We start from the raw sequence: 18,700 nt of genomic DNA on the forward strand, positions 1-18,700 counted from the left end.
CGAATACCAACAATTATCCACATCCTGTGAACCAGCATAATCTTCATGGGTTTGCCCCGCATGTGTGACACTGAAAAGCTGAGTGCTGGACAATATCTTTCACTTCTTTAGGAATAAGCGCAGAGTGTCCTGAGCCCGACCCCGCCAGCGACATATTTTGAAAAAGCAACGAGCAAACGCCCGGCTATGTCCACAGCACCCACAGAGTCATTTCAGGTCAGGTTAACGGCATCGCGCCCGCCGCGCCACAGAAGGGCGATTGTCTTTTGTTGCGACCAGAATTACCTCGCTTTTGCGTCACATGCTGCGGCGCAGATTGCATCGCTTGTGGAAAAGCCGGCATACGACATCTGTATCTGTTACGGTCAGCAGGCAGTTGTGCTTCCGGAAAGTCTTGCCGGATTGGGAATACGGCTTTGTCACATAGATGTCGGCGACGTCTTTGATGGCCTGCGTCTGGATAAGGGCAAGACGCATGACGTATACTTGCGCATCGCCCTGCCGACCGCTTTTGCCGGTGAATATGATAAAATACTTTATCTGGGTTCGGATATTTTCATTCAAGGTGGTGATTTCAACGCGCTTCTTGATATTGACGTCGCACCACATTGCATCGCATCGGTTCGCGACAACGTGCAATGGCGCACACCGAACCGGCAAAACAAACGAAATACAATCAAGGGGATAGTTCCGTCTGCATACTTTAATGCAGGGATAATGCTAATGGATGTGCATGCCTATACCGAACAGGAGCTGATGCGGCGTTGCATCGAATTTGGCCGCGCGCGCCGTCAGGATTTGAAACGTCATGACCAGAACCTTTATAATGCGGTGCTGCAAGACGATTGGGCCGAAATAAGCCCCGTCTGGAACTGGCAGTATTCATGGTCAACGCGACTCTTTGCAGTTTTCGCATATCCGAACATCATACATTTCATCGGGCCCGCGAAACCATGGAAGGACCAGAGCGGACAGTTCGAACCGCGCTTTGCTGACTCATTTGCCCGTTTTATCAGGACACACTTTCCAGACTCCAAGCAAGTGGAAACGGGGGGTAGAAAGCTCGCACCAGACAGTATGAAAATGACGAAAATGCTAATCAAACATCTGATATCAGCGCGAAAGATAGCGCGCTTTCTCCCGAGATTTCCTGATGAATTGACGGTCCACCGATGAAGCGGGCCTGGCAAAGAATGCTGTCGGGGCGCAGGCTGGATCTACTCGACCCCACGCCCGTTGACGTCGAGATAGAAGACATCGCGCGCGGTCTTGCCTTTGTGGCACGCTGGAATGGTCAGACCAATGGCGTGCATGCCTATTCCGTTGCGGAACATTCTCTTTTGGTAGAGACGCTTTTTACCCGCATCACCGGCAAGGCACCCCCCAAATGGCAGTTGGCCGCCCTTTTGCATGATGCCCCTGAATACGTGATTGGCGATATGATCTCCCCGGTGAAAGCCGCCGTTGGACCGGGGTATGAAGCGCTGGACGTACGGTTGATGGCAGCCATCCATCTGCGGTTTGGTCTTCCCGCTGCCATCCCTGTTGCAGTGAAGCGTCAGATCAAGAAAGCCGACAAGATCAGCGCCTGGATGGAAGCCACGCAGATCGCCGGTTTTTCCGAAGACGAAGCCAGCAAGTTTTTCGGCAAACCAGATCACAAAGTCATGCAGGGGTTGGAAATTACCTTGCGCGCCCCGGCTGAGACGCGGCACGCCTTTACCGCGCGCCACAACGAATTGCTGGCGGCGATGCCATGATAGATGTACGGCGTGCTATGGTTCTTGATTGCAGGTCAATGGCGCGCCTGCTGAACGCCATCATCGAAAAAGGCGGCACCACCGCGTTGACACGCCCGGTTACAGCCGATGACATTGCAAAACGAATGGAAAGCAACGCAGATCGTTCTGCCTGGCATGTAGCCCTCGATGGCGAGGAGCAGGTTGTCGGGTTTCAATGGATCATGCCGAACCTCAAACTGCCATCTGAAGCGGTTGATATTGCTACTTTCGTGCAACTTGGACAAACCGGGCTTGGCATCGGTTCTGCGTTGTTTACCGCAACTGCGGGTGCCGCCAAGGACCTCGGCTATGAATGGATCAACGCGACGATCCGCGCGGATAATGACGGCGGGTTGACCTATTATCAAAGCCGCGGCTTTCGCGATTGGGCGTTTGACGAAAACGTGGCATTAGCCGACGGTCAGCGCGTCGACAAAATCAGCAAGCGTTTTGACCTGACCTGAGAGTTCAGCGCGGGCTGCGCTTGGCCAGAATGCGTTGCAGCGTCCGGCGATGCATGTTTAACCGTCGCGCCGTTTCACTGACGTTACGGTCGCAAAGCTCATAGACCCGCTGAATATGTTCCCAACGCACCCTGTCCGCACTCATCGGGTTTTCGGGCGGTGGCGGCAGATCATCACCCGTCGCAAGCAATGCATTCACGATATCCGTCGCATCCGCCGGTTTCGACAGATAATCAACGGCACCGATTTTTACGGCAGCCACAGCCGTTGCAATCGCACCATATCCCGTCAGCACGACGACCCGCGTATCCGGGCGTTTTTCGCGCAGAACTTCGACCACATCGAGGCCATTGCCATCCTCAAGCCGCAGGTCGACAACGGCAAAGGCCGGAGGCCGCGCGGTCGCAATGGCACGCCCGGCAGCGACCGAGCCTGCTGTTTCCACCTGAAAACCGCGCTTTTCCATCGCTTTTGCCAGACGGCGCAGGAAAGGTTCGTCGTCATCCAACAAAAGGATGCTCTTGTCGTCACCTAACTCAATCGGGTTCATATCCGGCATATCCGCTCTTTCCTGCACACTTAGTGTCCGTTCGGATATATATGTGGCGCAAAACCCCACAGGTCAAATAAGTTTAACCGATAAGGCTATGACGGTTCACGCATTCTCTACGAAACAGGCGACCGTTTCGGCCATTTGTTCAGGTGCAACCTCGCGGCGAAAGAACTCCACGAAACCGTGTTCCGGCAGGACGAGGTAACTGAACGTCGAATGATCCACGAGGTAAAAATCCTCATCGCCCTCGTGCGCTTTGTAATACGTCCGATATGCGGTGCTGGCTGCTTTGACTTGCTCCGGTGATCCCGTCAGCCCAATCATCCGTTCGTGCATATTGGCCGCAAAGTCGCCAACAACCTCCGGCGTGTCCCGCTTGGGGTCGATCGAGATGAAAACCGGGGTCACGGACATGCCGTTCTCCTCCAGAACCTCCACGGCCACTGCGTTACGTGCCACATCCAGCGGGCAGACATCCGGGCAGAATGTATAGCCAAAGTAAAGGATGGATGGTTCGGTAATGACATCGGCATCCGTGACCACGTCACCCTGCGCATTCACCAGCTCAAAAGGTCCACCCAGCGCACCTGCACCCCCTGCAACGGCACTGGATCTGCACTGCGCGAACTGATCGTCGCTTTTTGATGACTGGGTTGCCAGCCATACGCCGCCCAGCACGCCGACCACGCCAGCGACAGAAATCAAAGCGATGAAACGCGTATTCATGAGCATCTCCTTCAGAGGCAAGGGTTGATCCTAGATAGGTGCAGTCCTACCCTGTTTGAAGGACAGTGCAACTCAACAACCGGTGATATTTTGGCAGATCTGAACCTCAGGCCCTTTTCTGACGATAGGCGCGCGAATTGGATCAGACTTCGGACGCTTATCGTGTTGCGCTGGTTCGCCATCGCCGGGCAGCTGGCGGCCATCACCGTGGCGCAAAAGATGTATGGGTTACAGCTTGAACTGGGCTTGTGCTATCTGGCAATTGGGGCCTCCGCCATCGCCAATCTTGTGGCCACCTTTATCTTTCCGGAAAACAAGCGCCTGACCGAAAGTCAGAACATGCTGACGGTCCTTTTCGATCTGCTTCAGCTGAGTTTTCTGTTGTTCCTCACCGGCGGTCTGCATAACCCGTTTGCCCTGCTGATGCTTGGGCCCGTCACGATTTCAGCCGCTGTCCTGACATTGCGCTCGACAGTATTTTTGGGCGGTACGGCCATCATTCTCGTGTCGCTTCTGGCACAATTTAATTTCCCGCTGCGCACCGAACAGGGGTTCATCCTTGCGATGCCTGACGTGTTTTTGTTCGGGAACTGGATCGCGCTGATCATCGCGATTGTCTTTATTAGTGCCTATTCCATACGGATCACCTCCGAAATTCACTCCATGTCTGACGCCTTGTCCGCCACACAGATGGCCCTGTCGCGCGAACAAAAGCTGACGGATTTGGGCGGTGTTGTTGCCGCCGCTGCGCATGAACTTGGGACTCCTCTTGCGACCATAAAACTGGCCAGTGGCGAATTATATGACGAACTTTCCGACCGCTCGGACTTGCAAGAGGATGCCGCGTTGATCCGCGAACAGGCGGATCGATGTCGCGACATCCTGCGCGATATGGGGCGCGCCGGAAAAGATGATCTGCACCTGCATCAGGCCCCTTTGCGCGCAGTCCTCGAAGAAGCCGCAGAACCCCATATGGACCGCGGCAAGGAGATTATTTTCCAGATCATCGGGCCGGAAATTGCGCAGCCCACAATCCTGAGGAAGCCCGAAATCATTCATGGCGTGCGCAACCTGATCCAGAATGCGGTTGATTTTGCAAAGTCTCAGATTTGGGTTGAGGCCAGTTGGGCGCAGGACACGATCTCGCTCAGGATCATGGACGATGGGAATGGGTTTCCGCCACATTTGCTTGGTAGAATCGGTGATCCCTTCATGAAGCGGCGCAGGTCGGCATCTGAAAAAGGCGCGCGACCGGGGTATGAGGGCATGGGGTTGGGGCTTTTTATCGCCAAAACGCTTCTTGAGCGCTCCGGCGCTGAACTCAGCTTTGCCAATGGGCGCGAGGAATCATCCTCGCAGGGGGGCGGCATCGGTGCCGTAGTCGAGGTCAAATGGCTGAGGCGACAGATTGATGCACTTGAAGGAGATCGCCCTGTGACCAAGGGTGAAAACCAACGTTTCGCCGTTTAGAGGCGCGGCACAGACGGCTTCATTAACCGTGAATTAACCAAGCCGTGGGAAGCCTGTAGTGTACTTTTGCACGGGGCTGATTATCGATGGAAGTCTTTGACATTGCTGCAGTCGCGGGTGCCGCTGTCTTAAGCATCTTGGTGGCGGTTTATTGGATGTTCAGCAGGCAGCAACAAACTGCTTCTGACAATAGCGTCCTGCCGGGCAATGCTGAGCACTGTGTTTCTCTCCTGTTTGAAGATGAAAACCTTGAGCATGCCTCTGATACAGCGGCAAAACTCTATAAACTGATACCCGGGCGGGACGATTGGTCCGGCATGCGGGAACGGCTGATCAATCGCTTTCCAAACCTGCCGGAACGCCCCCTGCTGGCCCAGGCGGGTCAGACGACCGTGCCCGCGCGCGACCTTGAAGACGCAGCCGTTCTTGAGCTGACGCGCACAGGCACATTCACGCGAATCAACATGATCGAAAGCGAAGTACAAACATCAGCACAATCACTGCGTTTCAAAAACCTTCAGCAGGAAATAGAAGACCTGCGCAGGGCCAGCGACACAACACCGCATGCAATCTGGCAGGTCGACTCCGAAGGGTCGGTAACATGGCACAATGCGGCATATACCGCTCTGTACAAACGGCTGCACCAGACAGAACCGGACCCCTGCAAACCGGTTTTTGACATTGCACCCTCCTTTCATGAAACAGCGGGGCGGCAACGTGTGTCGGCCCAATTGCCGGATAATGACCACAAAGACTGGTATGACGTGAACGTGGCCAGCGTTGGTGACATCATGATTTTTCACGCGGTCGATGTGAATGCTGTGGTCAAATCCGAGGCCGCCCAGCGCAATTTTGTTCAGACGCTGGCGAAGACCTTTGCCCAGCTATCCATCGGCCTGGCGATCTTTGACCGGAATGGACAATTGGCGCTGTTCAATCCTGCACTGATTGATCTGACCGAATTGCCTGCGGATTTCCTGAGCGGGCGTCCGACGCTTATGTCTTTTTTTGATCGGATCCGCGAAAACAGGCGGATGCCGGAACCCAAAAACTACCACTCATGGCGTCAACAGATCACCGAGGTAATTGCGGCTGCAACAGATGGTCGCTATCAGGAAACCTGGACGCTTGAGACCGGGCAGACATATCGTGTCAGTGGCCGCCCGCACCCGGATGGTGCCATTGCGTTCTTAATCGAAGACATCAGCGCCGAGGTTTCCCTAACGCGAAATTTCCGCGCAGAGCTTGAGCTTGGCCAATCGTTGATGGACACGTTCGACGAGGCAATCGTTGTCTTTTCTTCAACCGGCGTCCTGACATTCTGCAATCTGGCGTACCGTGAACTTTGGGGCCTTGATCCTGACAATTCGTTTGCGGATGTGACGATCAACGATTCAGTCGGCGCTTGGCAAGAAAACTGCGCGCCCAACAAACTCTGGGAGGGGTTGATCGATTTTGTCCTCGATTTTGGCGAAAAAACATCCTGGCACATGACAGCATCGCTGCTGTCCGGCGCAGAGGTCAAATGCACTGTTTCGCGCATCTCCTCCGGTGCTACTGTCGTTCGGTTCGCCGTCATGGGGAATGGCACGCCGCCCGCCTTGGAACATCTGTCAGACACGCATTCTGGCTAAACCGCAGCAAATCCGCTTGCAGCCCGCACCCCGCGCGGTAAGCATGCGGTATGGCTTGTCACACCTGCTCATTCACCGTTGGTTCCGCTGAACAAACCGCGCAACGCGCTGTTGCGCTGGGCGCATTGTTACGGCCCGGTGATACCATTTTACTCGATGGTGTTGTTGGCGCCGGGAAGACCCATTTTGCCCGGCATTTGATTCAATCGCTTTTGGACGTAGCAGAAGACGTGCCGTCCCCTACCTTCACCCTTGTGCAAACGTATGACACGCGGTCAGGGTCGCTGTGGCATGCGGACCTGTATCGGCTTTCATCCGTTTTCGAGATTGAAGAGCTTGGCCTCACCGAAGCCTTTGAAACAGCAATTTGCCTGATCGAATGGCCTGACCGTTTGGCACAACTCACGCCGAATGACGCAATGACCATCCGGTTTGCCCAAGGCGCGCCTGAAAACAGCCGCACCCTGACGGTTGATTGGACAGATCCGAAATGGGAAGCCGTGGTATTGAGCTGGAAAGCGTCATGACACGCGCAGCACAAGCCAAAGCGTTTATCGCGCAGGCAGGCTGGCAAGACGCCCATATCACGCCCCTTGCCGGTGATGCATCAAACCGCAGATACGACAGGCTGATCCGCCCAGATGGCGCAACAGCCGTCCTGATGGATGCGCCGCCAGCCAACAACACGAATGTCAGCGCTTTTGTGCAGATCGCGACCTACCTTCAGACGTTGGGGTTGAGCGCGCCACGTATCATGCATGAAGATTTCGACGCGGGTTTCCTGTTGATCGAAGACTTGGGCGATACCCTCTTTACACATCAGATCGCCGACAGCCCTGCCCTTGAAGAGTTGCTGTATGAAACATCTGTGGACGTGCTGACACACCTTCACAAAAGCGCACCCCCAAAGCTCGGTTCATACGCGTCCGCAATCACCGTACCGCTCGCTGCGCTGGCCTTTGACTGGTATCAACTTGGCGCTATGGGCACCTTGGACAACGACGCAAAACGTGACTTTATATCAGTGTTAGAGCCTTTTCTTGCACAATATGACACCGACCTGACCGTCCTGATCCAGCGTGATTACCACGCCGAAAACCTGTTGTGGCTGCCAGACAGAACTGGCGTTGCACGGGTTGGATTGCTCGACTTTCAGGATGCCGTTCTGGGTCATCGCAGTTATGATCTGATGTCGGTCCTGCAGGACGCAAGACGCGATGTTGATCCTCAGCTTGCGACGGATATGAAAGCACGCTTTGTCGCGCAAAACGCCTTGGATCCGCAGGCGTTTGACGCAGCATATGCCGTCTTTGGCCTGCAAAGAAACATGCGCATTCTGGGTGTATTTTCACGTCTTTGCATGCGGGATGCGAAAAGCCACTACGTCGATTTCCTCCCCCGCGTTTGGGGTCACCTCATGACCAACCTGACCCACCCGATGCTTGAACCTGCAGCGGAATTGATCGGAGCCACCTTACCAGAACCGACCCGCGACATCTGCGCCACACTCAAATCAAAGAGCGGTCAATGGGCTGGTCGGTAATGCTCTTTGCGGCAGGCTTCGGGAACCGGATGAAGCACCTGACCGCTGATCGCCCCAAGCCGATGGTCGAAGTCGCAGGCCGCCCTTTGATTGATCATGCACGCGCGCTGACCGACGCGTTGCCTGCCGAAACAGTCGTTGCAAACCTGCATTACAAGGCAGAGATCCTCCAAGAACATCTGCACAACACAAATGTCCAAACGATTGCGGAAACGCCGGATATTCTCGAAACCGGAGGCGGTCTGCGCAATGCGTTGCCCTTGCTTGGGCCCGGTCCGGTCATGACGCTGAACACCGATGCCATCTGGCAAGGCCCCAATCCGCTGGACCAATTGCAAAAAGCGTGGGACCCTGACCGTATGGACGGTCTCTTGATGTGTATCCCGCCGCAAAACGCTGTTGGTTATGACGGGCCCGGCAATTTCCTGATCGGGCCGAGCGGTCAAATCAAACGCGGGGACGGCGGCATCTACAGCGGCGCGCAGATTGTCAAAACCGAACGGCTGGCCGAAATTGATCGCGCATCGTTTTCGCTGAATATTCTATGGGACATGCTAATGGCCGAAAACAGGCTCTACGCAGTCGAATATGAGGGTCTGTGGTGTGATGTCGGCCATCCACAGGGTGTGACTAACGCCGAGACGCTGCTTGGATATAGACATGTTTGAAGACAGCGACACGCCCCGTGTCTTCGGTCTGGCACCGGGCGTTGATTTCCCCAAAGGTCTGATGCAGGGGCTTCTGGAACGGGTCAGCCAAACAGCACCGGAAGAGCTCGCGCGGGTGCAGGTAATCGTCAACACGTCACGCATGCAGCGGCGATTGCGCAGTCTTTTCGATGCAGGCCCCGCCCGTTTGCTGCCGAAAATTCATCTGGTGACGCAATTGGATCAACTGGCGCCCGGCATCGCCGTTCCGCCTGCTGTCAAACCTTTGCGCCGACGGCTTGAGCTGATCGCACTCGTGGCGCGTCTCATCGAGCAGCAAAAAGAGCTGGCCCCGCGCACATCGCTTTACGATCTCACCGACAGCCTCGCGGCGTTGATGGATGAAATGCAGGGTGAAGGCGTCACAGCCGACACGATCAACGGCCTCGATGTTTCTGATTTATCCGGCCACTGGCAGCGCACCCAGACTTTCATTCGCATTGCGCAAGACTACCTGTCGCGGACAACCACGACCCCCGACAAAGAAGCGCAGCAACGCCAGTTCGTCTCTGCGCTGGCCGATCGCTGGGCCATAGATCCGCCCCGGCACCCCGTCATTCTGGCCGGATCTACGGGATCACGCGGCACCACGATGTTGTTGATGGAGGCGATTGCCCGATTGCCTCAGGGTGCGCTGGTCTTGCCGGGGTTTGATTTTGACATGCCACGCCAACAGTGGCTGCACCTTGATGATGCGCTGCTTTCAGAGGACCACCCGCAATATCGGTTCTACAAACTGATGCAGCATATCGGCGTCGGACGCTCAGATATCTCCCCTTGGCACAACGCACCGCCGCCTTCCCCTGCGCGCAACGCGCTGGTGTCGCTTTCGTTGCGCCCGGCTCCGGTGACGGATGCGTGGCTGACCGAAGGGCCCAAACTCCACACCCTGAACGAGGCCACCCAACAGATCACATTGCTCGAAGCCCCCAGCCCCCGCAGTGAGGCGCTGGCCATTGCCCTGCGCCTGCGCAAAGCAGTCGAAGACGGGCAAAAAGCTGCTGTCATTACACCGGATCGGATGCTGACGCGGCAAATCACGGCGGCGCTGGATCAATTCGACATCCTGCCCGACGATTCCGCTGGCGCGCCCCTGCACCTCAGCCCACCCGGCCGGTTTCTGCGGCATGTCGCAGCGCTGTTTCATCGCCGTCTTGATGCCGAAGCCCTGCTGACCTTACTCAAACATCCGTTGACACATAGCAGCACAAACCGTGCTGAACATATTCTGAACACGCAACGTCTGGAGCTTCGCATCCGGCGGGATGGACTGCCCTACCCCGACGCGGACAGCATTCAGGTTGCCCTGTCAGGCGTTTCGCCGAACCCGGAACATCAAAACGCGGTTGATGTCTGGGGCACATGGGTCGGGCAAACCTTTGCCTCGGTGCAGACCAGCGGTGAGCACCCGCTAACCCATTGGGCGCAAGCCCATATGGCGCTGGCGGAGGCAATTTCCAGCGGTCCCTTCGGTCACGATACCGGTGAAATCTGGAAACAGAAAGCTGGACAAGAAGCCCTTAAGGTCATGACAAACCTCACTGATCTGGCGCATCACGGCGGCCCGATGACTGCGTCTGATTACGGTAACCTTGTGGGCGCGCTGCTGTCCGAAGGCGAAGTGCGCGACCGTGATGCCCCACATCCTGACGTTATGATCTGGGGGACGCTTGAAGCGCGCGTGCAGGGGGCTGATCTCGTTATTCTTGCGGGTCTTAATGACGGGACATGGCCCGAAGCGCCGACACCAGATCCATGGCTGAACCGCGCGCTGCGCCATCAGGCAGGTTTACTTTTGCCAGAACGTCGGATTGGGCTTGCTGCGCACGATTATCAGCAAGCCATCGCCGCACCTGAAGTCTGGCTTACGCGCTCAATCCGCTCTGATGATGCGGAAACTGTCGCATCGCGTTGGGTCAATCGACTGTGCAACCTGCTGTCGGGTTTGAAGGGTCAGGACGGCCCTGCCCTGCTAGAAGCGATGAAGAATCGCGGCACCTTCTGGCTTGATCAAACGGTACTGCTTGAAAAGGTCGAACCCGCAGCCCCGGCCGCGCGCCCCGCCCCGCGCCCGCCGTTGGACGCGCGCCCGAAACGTCTGGCCGTTACGGACATCAAACACCTGATCCGCGACCCTTACACGGTCTATGCCAAACACGTTCTAAGGCTGCGTAAACTGGGCCCGCTGGTGCAAAGCCCGGATGCCTTGTTGCGCGGCACGGTTTCGCATCAGGTCATGGAGGACTTTGTACGACGCACGCTGGCTGACCCGGCAACTCTGACCGCACAAGACCTTGTCGATGTCGCGGACGAAGTTCTGATGCGCGATGTACCCTGGCCCGCCGCGCGTGCCTTGTGGCTGGCCCGGCTGACGCGCATTTCCGAGTGGTTCGTTGTGAATGAGCGCGCGCGCCAACACATCGGAATGCCCGTCGCTTTTGAGGAAGACGCAGTCGGTAAGATGGTCTGGCCGGATATCAAATTCACCCTGACCGCGCGCGCCGACCGCATTGATCAGACAGAGGATGGCGATGTTTTGATCTATGACTACAAAACCGGATCGCCGCCTACGGTCAAACAGCAGACACTTTTTGATAAGCAGTTGCTGATCGAAGCTGCGATGGTGGAACAGGGCGCGTTTGAAAAGCTGGGGCCGCAGCATGTGGCACAGGCGACTTTCATCGGGTTAGGCTCGAATCCAAGTGAAGTTCCGGCGCCTTTGGACAGCGAACCGCCCGCACAGATACTGGCCGAATTACGCAAACTGGTGCTGGCTTACCAAGAGATGGATCAAGGGTTCACAGCCCGTCGCATGATGGAAAAAGATCAATACGGCAGCGACTATGACCTGCTGTCACGATATGGCGAATGGGATGTCACGCAAGACCCTGTTCCGGAGGATTTGTCGTGAGCCCCCGTCACCCGGCCACACAGGCGCAGGTCGATGCAGCGCGACCGGATGCCTCTACCTGGCTTGCGGCAAATGCCGGGTCGGGCAAAACGCGCGTGCTGACGGATCGAGTGGCACGACTGTTGCTCGATAAGGTCGAACCGGAACATATTTTGTGCCTGACCTATACCAAGGCGGCGGCCTCCGAGATGCAAAACCGCCTGTTCAAACGCTTGGGCGAATGGGCGATGTTGGAGGACGCGGCGCTGGCCGAAGCGCTACGCGATCTTGGGGTCGAAACGACCGTTGATGCCGAAAAGTTGCGCAAGGCCCGCACCCTTTTTGCGCGCGCCATTGAAACCCCGGGTGGTCTGAAAATTCAGACGATCCATTCGTTTTGCGCGTCACTTCTACGGCGTTTTCCACTGGAAGCTGGCGTAAGTCCCCAGTTCAGTGAAATAGAAGAACGCGCGGCGGACCTGCTGCGCGCTGAAATCATCGACACGATGGCGCAAGGGCCGGATGCTGGCCTGATTGCAGATCTGGCACGACACTACACAGGTGAGGATTTCGAAAAACTCGCAAAAGCCGTGGTTCAGAACAAAGACAGCTTTCGCAATCCCTTGTCATGGGCCGAAACACTGGCGCTCTTTGATCAACCCGCGGACCTCACGACGCAGCAGATCGAAGATCAGGTCTTTCTGGGTGGCGAGGCCGCACTCCTTAACGCGCTCATTGCGCCCATGCTGGCAAAGGGCGGCAACGATGCCAAAGCAGCCGCTAAGCTTCAGCAGATCTCTGCCCTGAATTTCCGGTCCCTGCCGGCGTTGGAGCAGGTATGCTTAACCGGACCCACGGCAAAATCGCCCTTCAGTGCCAAAATCGGCACTCTGCCGACCAAACCAACGCAGGCCATCGTTTCTGACGCAATGCCCGCGTTCGATGATTTCATGGGACGTATTGAAATTGCGCGTGATGCACGCATCGCCTTGCTGGCGGCGCAAAAGACCCATGCGCTGCATCGGTTTGCCGCGTCGTTTCTACCGCTTTATGAAGAACAGAAAACCCTGCGCGGGTGGCTGGATTTCGATGATCTGATCGACCGGGCGCGGGCCTTGCTCAATGACGAAAAGGTGGCCGCCTGGGTCCTGTTTCGCATCGACGGGGGCATTGACCACATTCTGGTGGACGAGGCGCAGGACACCAGCCCAGCGCAGTGGGACGTCATTCGTAAACTTGCCGCTGAATTCACCACAGGCGAGGGCGCGCGCACCGAAACGCAGCGTACCGTCTTTGTTGTGGGCGATAAAAAACAGTCTATCTATTCGTTTCAGGGTGCGGACCCGCGTGAGTTCGATCGGATGCAGTCAGAGTTCGAATCGAAGATCCGAGCCGCCGAACAGCTGTTTCAAAACAAAACCTTGGCATTCTCATTCCGTTCGGCCAGCGCCATTCTCGACGTGGTTGACCGCACTTTTGACGGGCAGGGAGACGCCGGGTTTTCGACGGACGAACAGCACATCGCCTTTAAGGATACGCTGCCCGGTCGCGTGGACATCTGGCCCGTCATCGAACCTCAACCCGCCGAGGAAGATCGCGCGTGGCATGACCCGATTGATCGCAAGGCCGCGCATCATCACAGCGTCATTCTCGCCGAGCGCATCGCGACGCAGATCAAGGCGATGATCGCACGCGACACCATTCCAGACGATCAGCATTCGGATGGTGAAATCACCCGCCGACCGGTCCAGGCTGGCGATTTTCTGATCCTCGTGCAGCGTCGCTCGGTCCTGTTCACTGAAATTATCCGTGCCTGCAAAAACGCTGGTTTGGACATCGCCGGGGCGGATCGGCTCAAGGTCGGCGGTGAACTTGCGGTTCGTGATCTAGCTGCGCTCCTGTCTTTTCTGGCGGTGCCCGAAGACAGTCTTTCTTTGGCATCCGCCCTCAGATCACCCCTGTTCGGCTGGTCCGAGAAAGAGCTGTTTCAGCTTGCCCATTACAGGGACAAAGACCACCTGTGGCAGGCACTGCGCACCCAAGCAGACGCCTATCCTGAAACCCTCAAGGTGCTGCGCGATCTGCGGGCGAATGTGGATTTTCTGCGGCCCTATGATCTGATCGAACGTATCCTGACCCGCCACAAGGGGCGTCGCAACCTGCTGGCCCGCCTTGGGGTTGAGGCAGAGGACGGCATCAACGCGCTCCTGTCGCAAGCCCTTGCTTACGAGCGAAACGCTGTGCCCAGCCTCACCGGGTTTCTGGTTTGGATGGAAACGGATGATCTGGAAATCAAGCGACAGATCGACAGCGCGTCCAATCAAATCCGCGTCATGACCGTGCATGGCGCCAAAGGTCTGGAAGCGCCCATCGTGATCCTGCCAGACAGCGGCAAACGCAACAATCCGGTGCGCGACGATATTGTGACGCTGAACGGCAAACCCGTCTGGAAAACACCCGCCAATGATACCCCTGCAGCGTTGACCACGAAACTCGATGACATTGCGGCGGCACAGGCGGCGGAACGATTGCGGCTCTTGTATGTGGCTCTAACACGGGCGGAAAAGTGGTTGATCGTTGCCGCAGCGGGTGAACTCTCCAAGCAGAACGACACGTGGTATCAGCGGGTGGATGCGGCCGTTGATGCAGCGGGCGCGCATTTGGTGGACACGCATGGGCTTGCCGTCAAGCGGCATCAGAAAGGCGATTGGGACGCCTTACCAGTGACAGCAGCAAACCCCGGCGCGCCAATGCAAACCGCCCTTGATCCCTGCCTGACAACACGGGCCCCGGCGCGCGCGCCACTGCGCGAAACCGTGTCGCCCTCTGATCTAGGCGGCGCCAAGGCGCTGCCCGGCGAGGCCGGACAGGACGAAGAGGCGGCCAAAGCCTATGGCACATCCGTGCATCTGTTTTTGGAACATCTGTCTGCCGCTGACACTGTCGACTGGCCCGCGCTGATAGATATTCTGTCAAATAAAGGCGATCCCGGCCTGCTGCGCGCCGCAAGCGAAGCCAAAACCGTTTTGCAAAACCCGGACCTTGCGCATCTCTTCACAGCGGACAGTCTGGCCGAAGTCGCAGTGACTGCCGAGTTTGGCACCGCGCGGCTGCACGGCATCATTGATCGGCTGATCGTCTCTGACACGGCCGTTTTGGCGGTGGATTTCAAGACAAACCAGACCGTGCCCTCCCAGCCCGCCGCCTGCCCTGAGGGGATTTTACGGCAAATGGGCGCATATACACATGCGTTGAAACAGGTTTACCCGGATCGAAAAATTGAAACGGCAATCCTGTGGACGCGCAATTGCACGTTGATGCATTTACCGCACGATATCGTGACGCAGGCGTTACAAAACACTCTATATCTTGACGACAGCGCTACGCCTACATAGGTTCAGCGCTCAAACCCAGCCTGTCGAGGAGAAGACAATGGCCACCCTTGCTGTTACGGACGATACGTTCGACGCCGAAGTGAAAAATTCCGATATCCCCGTCGTGGTGGATTTCTGGGCTGAATGGTGTGGCCCCTGTAAACAGATCGGCCCATCGCTGGAAGAGTTATCCGCCGAGATGGATGGCAAAGTGAAGATCGTCAAAGTGAACGTGGACGAGAACCCGAATTCCCCTGCTCAGATGGGCGTGCGCGGTATTCCGGCACTGTTCATCTTTAAGGACGGGCAGGTCGTTTCGAACATGGCCGGCGCAAACCCCAAAGCCGCCCTGCAAGGCTGGATCGAAGACAACATCTGATCTGCACCAAGTGAATGTCGAAATAGGCGTCCAGGATGGGCGCCTTTTTTGTTGCCCTTGTGCATTTCCGACCCCCGCGCCATATAACATCGCAACACCACGCAGGAGGCCAGGATGGCACGAAACGAATTTCCCGGATGGCATGGAACCACAATAATTGGCGTGAAAAAAGACGGCGAAGTCGTCATTGCCGGTGACGGGCAGGTTTCTCTGGGGCAGACCGTGATAAAAGGCACCGCGCGCAAGGTGCGTCGCCTTTCGCCCGGCGGGTTTGATGTTGTCGCGGGGTTTGCCGGATCAACCGCCGACGCCTTTACCTTGCTGGAACGGCTGGAAGCCAAGCTCGAAGCGACACCGGGGCAACTGGCCCGTGCCAGTGTGGAGTTGGCCAAGGACTGGCGCACCGACAAATACCTTCAAAAGCTTGAGGCGATGTTGATCGTGTCGGATGGCAAAGACATCTTTGTCATCACCGGTGCGGGCGACGTGCTGGAGCCTGAACACGATGTTACGGCGATCGGGTCGGGCGGCAATTATGCACTGGCCGCCGCACGCGGCATGATGGACAGCAAGCGCACCGCCGAAGAAGTGGCCCGTGACGCCATGGCGATTGCCGCCGACATTTGCGTTTATACCAACGGGAACCTGACGGTCGAAAAAATCAGCGCATGATTGGCAAGGATGATATCCGCGCAGCGGTTGGGGCGGGTATCCTGTCTGAGGCGCAAGCCGCATCGCTCACCTCGCTGGCCGACAGCAGACGTGGCGCGCGCGAAAACCTCAAGCCCGGCGACGAACCCTTTGAGCTTTTTCGTGGGTTCAACGAGATTTTCATCGTCATTGGCCTTGGGATTCTGGCACTTGGCTGGGTGGGGATCATCAGCTTTGGCGCGCTCGAAAACATATCCTCCGTTCAGACCTACATGATTGTGACAAGTGTCTTGGGCGCAGTCGTCATATGGTTGTTGTCGGAATATTTCATCCGGGGCAGACGCATGGTCGCCCCCGCTATTGCATTGTCTTTGATGTTTGGCGGCAATGCCCTTTATGGATTCACCAGTAGCTTTGGTGAGTTGTTCATGCTCGCTCAGGAAGACTACAGCAGCATGCCTTTGCCTTTGGCGCTTTCGACCTTTGCCTTGCTGCTTTTCTGGTTCCGTTTCCGCGTCCCCTTTGCGCTGGCTATTATCGCTCTTTGCGCCTTTTTAGTCTCTGTTTTGATTGCGGGAAACAGCGCGGGCGCGCCAGAGGGTCTGCGTTCGATGTTCTTGCTATCTGCCGGGGGTCCCTTTGCATTCATCACGCTGGGTCTGGGCCTGATCGTGTTTATGATCGCCATGGCTTTTGACATGTCTGACCCGCACCGCGTCACGCGGCGCTCTGCGAATGGGTTCTGGCTGCACGTTGTGGCCGCACCTGCCTTGGTCAACACTATTGCGCTGAGCCTTCTGGCGCAGTCGGCAGGGTGGAGCAATCTGATGCTGGTTCTGATTCTGACCCTCATTGCCCTGATCGCAATTGTCATCGACCGGCGTTCCTTTCTGATCGCTGCCATTGGCTATATTGTCATTCTCAGCAGTACGGTCTTTGACGGACAGCAAGCAGTCTTCACGGTTTTCGGGCTTGGGGTGTTTCTGGTGTTTCTGGGCGCAAGGTGGGAGCGTATCCGCGCGTTCCTGATGAAACGGCTGCCCGGTTTTATCCCGCGTCACCATTTGCCACCTGCGGACTTATAACAATTCGGATCTTTGTCAGCGGTCTAAAAAACGCAAGAAACAGCCTTCTTGGTTGCCGTTTTCGCGCTTGATCCTTACATGCCCTGTAAGAAACCATCTCAGGATAGACCTTTGACTGACCTTACCCCCCGTGAAATCGTTTCCGAACTTGACCGCTTTATCATTGGACAGAATGACGCAAAGCGTGCCGTTGCTGTGGCCCTGCGCAACCGTTGGCGGCGCAAGCAGCTCGGGGATGACCTGCGCGATGAGGTTTACCCGAAAAATATCCTGATGATCGGGCCCACCGGGGTCGGCAAAACAGAAATCAGCCGACGCCTCGCGAAACTCGCCCGCGCGCCCTTTCTGAAAGTCGAGGCAACAAAATTCACCGAAGTGGGTTATGTCGGCCGTGATGTGGAGCAAATCATCCGCGATCTGGTGGACAATGCCATCAGCATGACGCGTGACCTTATGCGCGACGACGTAAAAGCCAACGCGCATCTGGCTGCTGAAGAGCGGGTCATTTCAGCCATTGCAGGCGAAGATGCACGCGAAAACACACGCGAGATGTTCCGCAAGAAACTGAAATCCGGCGATCTTGACGATACCATCATCGAACTGGATGTCGCCGATACGTCCAACCCCTTTCCCACCATGGATATTCCCGGCCAGCCCGGTGGCAATATGGGGATGATGAACCTTGGTGATATCTTTGGCAAAGCGCTGGGGGGACGCACCACGCGCAAGAAACTGACCGTTTCCCAAAGCTACGACGTGCTGATCGGAGAAGAAGCGGACAAGCTGCTGGATGATGAAACCGTAAACCGCGCGGCGATCGACTCCGTTGAGCAGAATGGCATCGTCTTTCTGGACGAGATCGACAAGGTTTGTGCCAAATCCGATGCACGAGGCGCTGATGTCAGCCGCGAGGGCGTGCAGCGCGATCTGCTGCCCCTGATCGAAGGCACCACCGTCAGCACGAAACACGGTCCGATCAAAACCGACCACATCCTGTTTATTGCCTCCGGCGCTTTTCATATCGCCAAACCATCTGATCTATTGCCGGAACTTCAGGGTCGCTTGCCGATCCGGGTTGAATTACGCGCCCTCACCGAAGAGGATTTCGTGCGCATCCTGACGGAAACGGACAATGCGCTGACCCTGCAATACACAGCCCTCATGGGCACAGAAAAAGTCACCGTTTCCTTTACCGAAGACGGCATCGCGGCTTTGGCAAAAATTGCCGCGGAAGTGAACCAATCCGTCGAAAACATCGGCGCACGCAGGCTCTATACAGTGATGGAACGTGTGTTCGAAGAGCTGTCGTTTTCCGCGCCCGAACGCGCAGGCGACGAAATAGTCGTTGATGCAGCCTTTGTGGATGAAAACCTCGGCGCACTTGCGAAATCCACGGATGTGAGCCGCTACGTTCTTTAGCACTTCCCAAAAGCGCGCCCGCCT

The 18,700-nt window shown here is 56.6% G+C and carries 16 protein-coding genes; 14 read left to right on the top strand and 2 right to left on the bottom strand.

The features are described from left to right. Positions 1–186: 186 nt before the first annotated feature. From RLO149_RS20080 to RLO149_RS20090, 3 genes are read left to right on the top strand one after another with little or no spacing between them, the layout of a single operon-like run. Entirely contained in the window at positions 187–1,176 is a 990-nt protein-coding gene (locus tag RLO149_RS20080; protein ID WP_013963915.1) for a glycosyltransferase family 8 protein, read from the top strand. Next, positions 1,173–1,760, top strand: coding sequence for an HD domain-containing protein (locus RLO149_RS20085; RefSeq protein WP_013963916.1), 588 nt, complete (start codon positions 1,173–1,175; stop codon positions 1,758–1,760). The genes RLO149_RS20080 and RLO149_RS20085 overlap by 4 nt, the downstream gene beginning before the upstream one ends. Beyond that, a complete protein-coding gene (locus RLO149_RS20090; RefSeq protein ID WP_013963917.1) occupies positions 1,757–2,245 on the top strand; it encodes a GNAT family N-acetyltransferase in 489 nt (162 codons plus the stop codon). Before RLO149_RS20085 ends, RLO149_RS20090 begins: the two co-directional genes overlap by 4 nt. 4 nt (positions 2,246–2,249) lie before the next feature. Here the strand turns inward: RLO149_RS20090 and RLO149_RS20095 are convergent, their stop codons facing one another. Further along, a complete protein-coding gene (locus RLO149_RS20095; RefSeq protein WP_013963918.1) occupies positions 2,250–2,804 on the bottom strand; it encodes an ActR/PrrA/RegA family redox response regulator transcription factor in 555 nt (184 codons plus the stop codon). 96 nt (positions 2,805–2,900) lie between these two features. Continuing rightward, positions 2,901–3,524: an SCO family protein gene (locus RLO149_RS20100; RefSeq protein ID WP_013963919.1), complete on the bottom strand. Its 624-nt coding sequence runs from the start codon at positions 3,522–3,524 to the stop codon at positions 2,901–2,903. A gap of 90 nt (positions 3,525–3,614) precedes the next feature. Here RLO149_RS20100 and regB point away from each other — a divergent pair, with 90 nt between their 5' ends. The 11 genes from regB to hslU all read left to right on the top strand — a co-directional run bounded on the left by regB (position 3,615) and on the right by hslU (position 18,676). Further along, positions 3,615–4,994, top strand: coding sequence for a sensor histidine kinase RegB (gene regB / locus RLO149_RS20105; RefSeq protein ID WP_013963920.1), 1,380 nt, complete (start codon positions 3,615–3,617; stop codon positions 4,992–4,994). 86 nt (positions 4,995–5,080) lie between these two features. Continuing rightward, positions 5,081–6,628, top strand: coding sequence for a PAS-domain containing protein (locus RLO149_RS20110; RefSeq protein WP_013963921.1), 1,548 nt, complete (start codon positions 5,081–5,083; stop codon positions 6,626–6,628). Positions 6,629–6,678: 50 nt separating this feature from the next. Further along, positions 6,679–7,155 (top strand): tRNA (adenosine(37)-N6)-threonylcarbamoyltransferase complex ATPase subunit type 1 TsaE, encoded by a 477-nt coding sequence (tsaE, locus tag RLO149_RS20115; protein ID WP_013963922.1) that lies wholly within the window; start codon positions 6,679–6,681, stop codon positions 7,153–7,155. Further along, positions 7,152–8,171, top strand: a complete 1,020-nt coding sequence (locus RLO149_RS20120; protein ID WP_013963923.1) for an aminoglycoside phosphotransferase family protein — start codon at positions 7,152–7,154, stop codon at positions 8,169–8,171. Before tsaE ends, RLO149_RS20120 begins: the two co-directional genes overlap by 4 nt. Next, positions 8,156–8,839, top strand: coding sequence for a nucleotidyltransferase family protein (locus tag RLO149_RS20125; RefSeq protein ID WP_044025461.1), 684 nt, complete (start codon positions 8,156–8,158; stop codon positions 8,837–8,839). The genes RLO149_RS20120 and RLO149_RS20125 overlap by 16 nt, the downstream gene beginning before the upstream one ends. Continuing rightward, positions 8,832–11,789 carry a double-strand break repair protein AddB gene (addB, locus tag RLO149_RS20130; RefSeq protein ID WP_013963925.1) on the top strand — a complete coding sequence of 986 codons (2,958 nt, stop codon included), beginning with the start codon at positions 8,832–8,834 and terminating at the stop codon, positions 11,787–11,789. Before RLO149_RS20125 ends, addB begins: the two co-directional genes overlap by 8 nt. Further along, the gene (gene addA, locus RLO149_RS20135) at positions 11,786–15,163 is read left to right on the top strand and encodes a double-strand break repair helicase AddA (RefSeq protein WP_013963926.1); all 3,378 of its coding nucleotides are present in this window, start codon (positions 11,786–11,788) and stop codon (positions 15,161–15,163) included. Before addB ends, addA begins: the two co-directional genes overlap by 4 nt. Positions 15,164–15,200: 37 nt before the next feature. After that, on the top strand, positions 15,201–15,521 hold the full coding sequence (trxA, locus tag RLO149_RS20140; RefSeq protein ID WP_013963927.1) for a thioredoxin: 321 nt from the start codon (positions 15,201–15,203) through the stop codon (positions 15,519–15,521). A 114-nt stretch (positions 15,522–15,635) separates the two neighbouring features. Further along, the gene (gene hslV, locus RLO149_RS20145) at positions 15,636–16,193 is read left to right on the top strand and encodes an ATP-dependent protease subunit HslV (RefSeq protein WP_013963928.1); all 558 of its coding nucleotides are present in this window, start codon (positions 15,636–15,638) and stop codon (positions 16,191–16,193) included. Beyond that, complete coding sequence (locus RLO149_RS20150; protein WP_013963929.1) at positions 16,190–17,257, top strand: hypothetical protein; 1,068 nt, start codon at positions 16,190–16,192, stop codon at positions 17,255–17,257. The genes hslV and RLO149_RS20150 overlap by 4 nt, the downstream gene beginning before the upstream one ends. A 111-nt stretch (positions 17,258–17,368) precedes the next feature. After that, positions 17,369–18,676: an ATP-dependent protease ATPase subunit HslU gene (gene hslU, locus RLO149_RS20155; protein WP_013963930.1), complete on the top strand. Its 1,308-nt coding sequence runs from the start codon at positions 17,369–17,371 to the stop codon at positions 18,674–18,676. Positions 18,677–18,700 lie beyond the last annotated feature (24 nt).

Origin of the sequence: Roseobacter litoralis Och 149 (genome assembly GCF_000154785.2) — a bacterium.
GTDB classification, from domain to species: Bacteria; Pseudomonadota; Alphaproteobacteria; order Rhodobacterales; family Rhodobacteraceae; genus Roseobacter; species Roseobacter litoralis.

What these genes read in the sequence shown, in the direction of transcription:
- RLO149_RS20080 (WP_013963915.1), top strand. Translation starts at nt 187, where the DNA reads ATGTCCACAGCACCCACAGAGTCATTTCAGGTCAGGTTAACGGCATCG.
- RLO149_RS20085 (WP_013963916.1), top strand. Translation starts at nt 1,173, where the DNA reads ATGAAGCGGGCCTGGCAAAGAATGCTGTCGGGGCGCAGGCTGGATCTA.
- RLO149_RS20090 (WP_013963917.1), top strand. Translation starts at nt 1,757, where the DNA reads ATGATAGATGTACGGCGTGCTATGGTTCTTGATTGCAGGTCAATGGCG.
- RLO149_RS20095 (WP_013963918.1), bottom strand. Translation starts at nt 2,804, where the DNA reads ATGCCGGATATGAACCCGATTGAGTTAGGTGACGACAAGAGCATCCTT.
- RLO149_RS20100 (WP_013963919.1), bottom strand. Translation starts at nt 3,524, where the DNA reads ATGAATACGCGTTTCATCGCTTTGATTTCTGTCGCTGGCGTGGTCGGC.
- RLO149_RS20110 (WP_013963921.1), top strand. Translation starts at nt 5,081, where the DNA reads ATGGAAGTCTTTGACATTGCTGCAGTCGCGGGTGCCGCTGTCTTAAGC.
- tsaE (WP_013963922.1), top strand. Translation starts at nt 6,679, where the DNA reads ATGGCTTGTCACACCTGCTCATTCACCGTTGGTTCCGCTGAACAAACC.
- RLO149_RS20120 (WP_013963923.1), top strand. Translation starts at nt 7,152, where the DNA reads ATGACACGCGCAGCACAAGCCAAAGCGTTTATCGCGCAGGCAGGCTGG.
- RLO149_RS20125 (WP_044025461.1), top strand. Translation starts at nt 8,156, where the DNA reads ATGGGCTGGTCGGTAATGCTCTTTGCGGCAGGCTTCGGGAACCGGATG.
- addB (WP_013963925.1), top strand. Translation starts at nt 8,832, where the DNA reads ATGTTTGAAGACAGCGACACGCCCCGTGTCTTCGGTCTGGCACCGGGC.
- trxA (WP_013963927.1), top strand. Translation starts at nt 15,201, where the DNA reads ATGGCCACCCTTGCTGTTACGGACGATACGTTCGACGCCGAAGTGAAA.
- hslV (WP_013963928.1), top strand. Translation starts at nt 15,636, where the DNA reads ATGGCACGAAACGAATTTCCCGGATGGCATGGAACCACAATAATTGGC.
- RLO149_RS20150 (WP_013963929.1), top strand. Translation starts at nt 16,190, where the DNA reads ATGATTGGCAAGGATGATATCCGCGCAGCGGTTGGGGCGGGTATCCTG.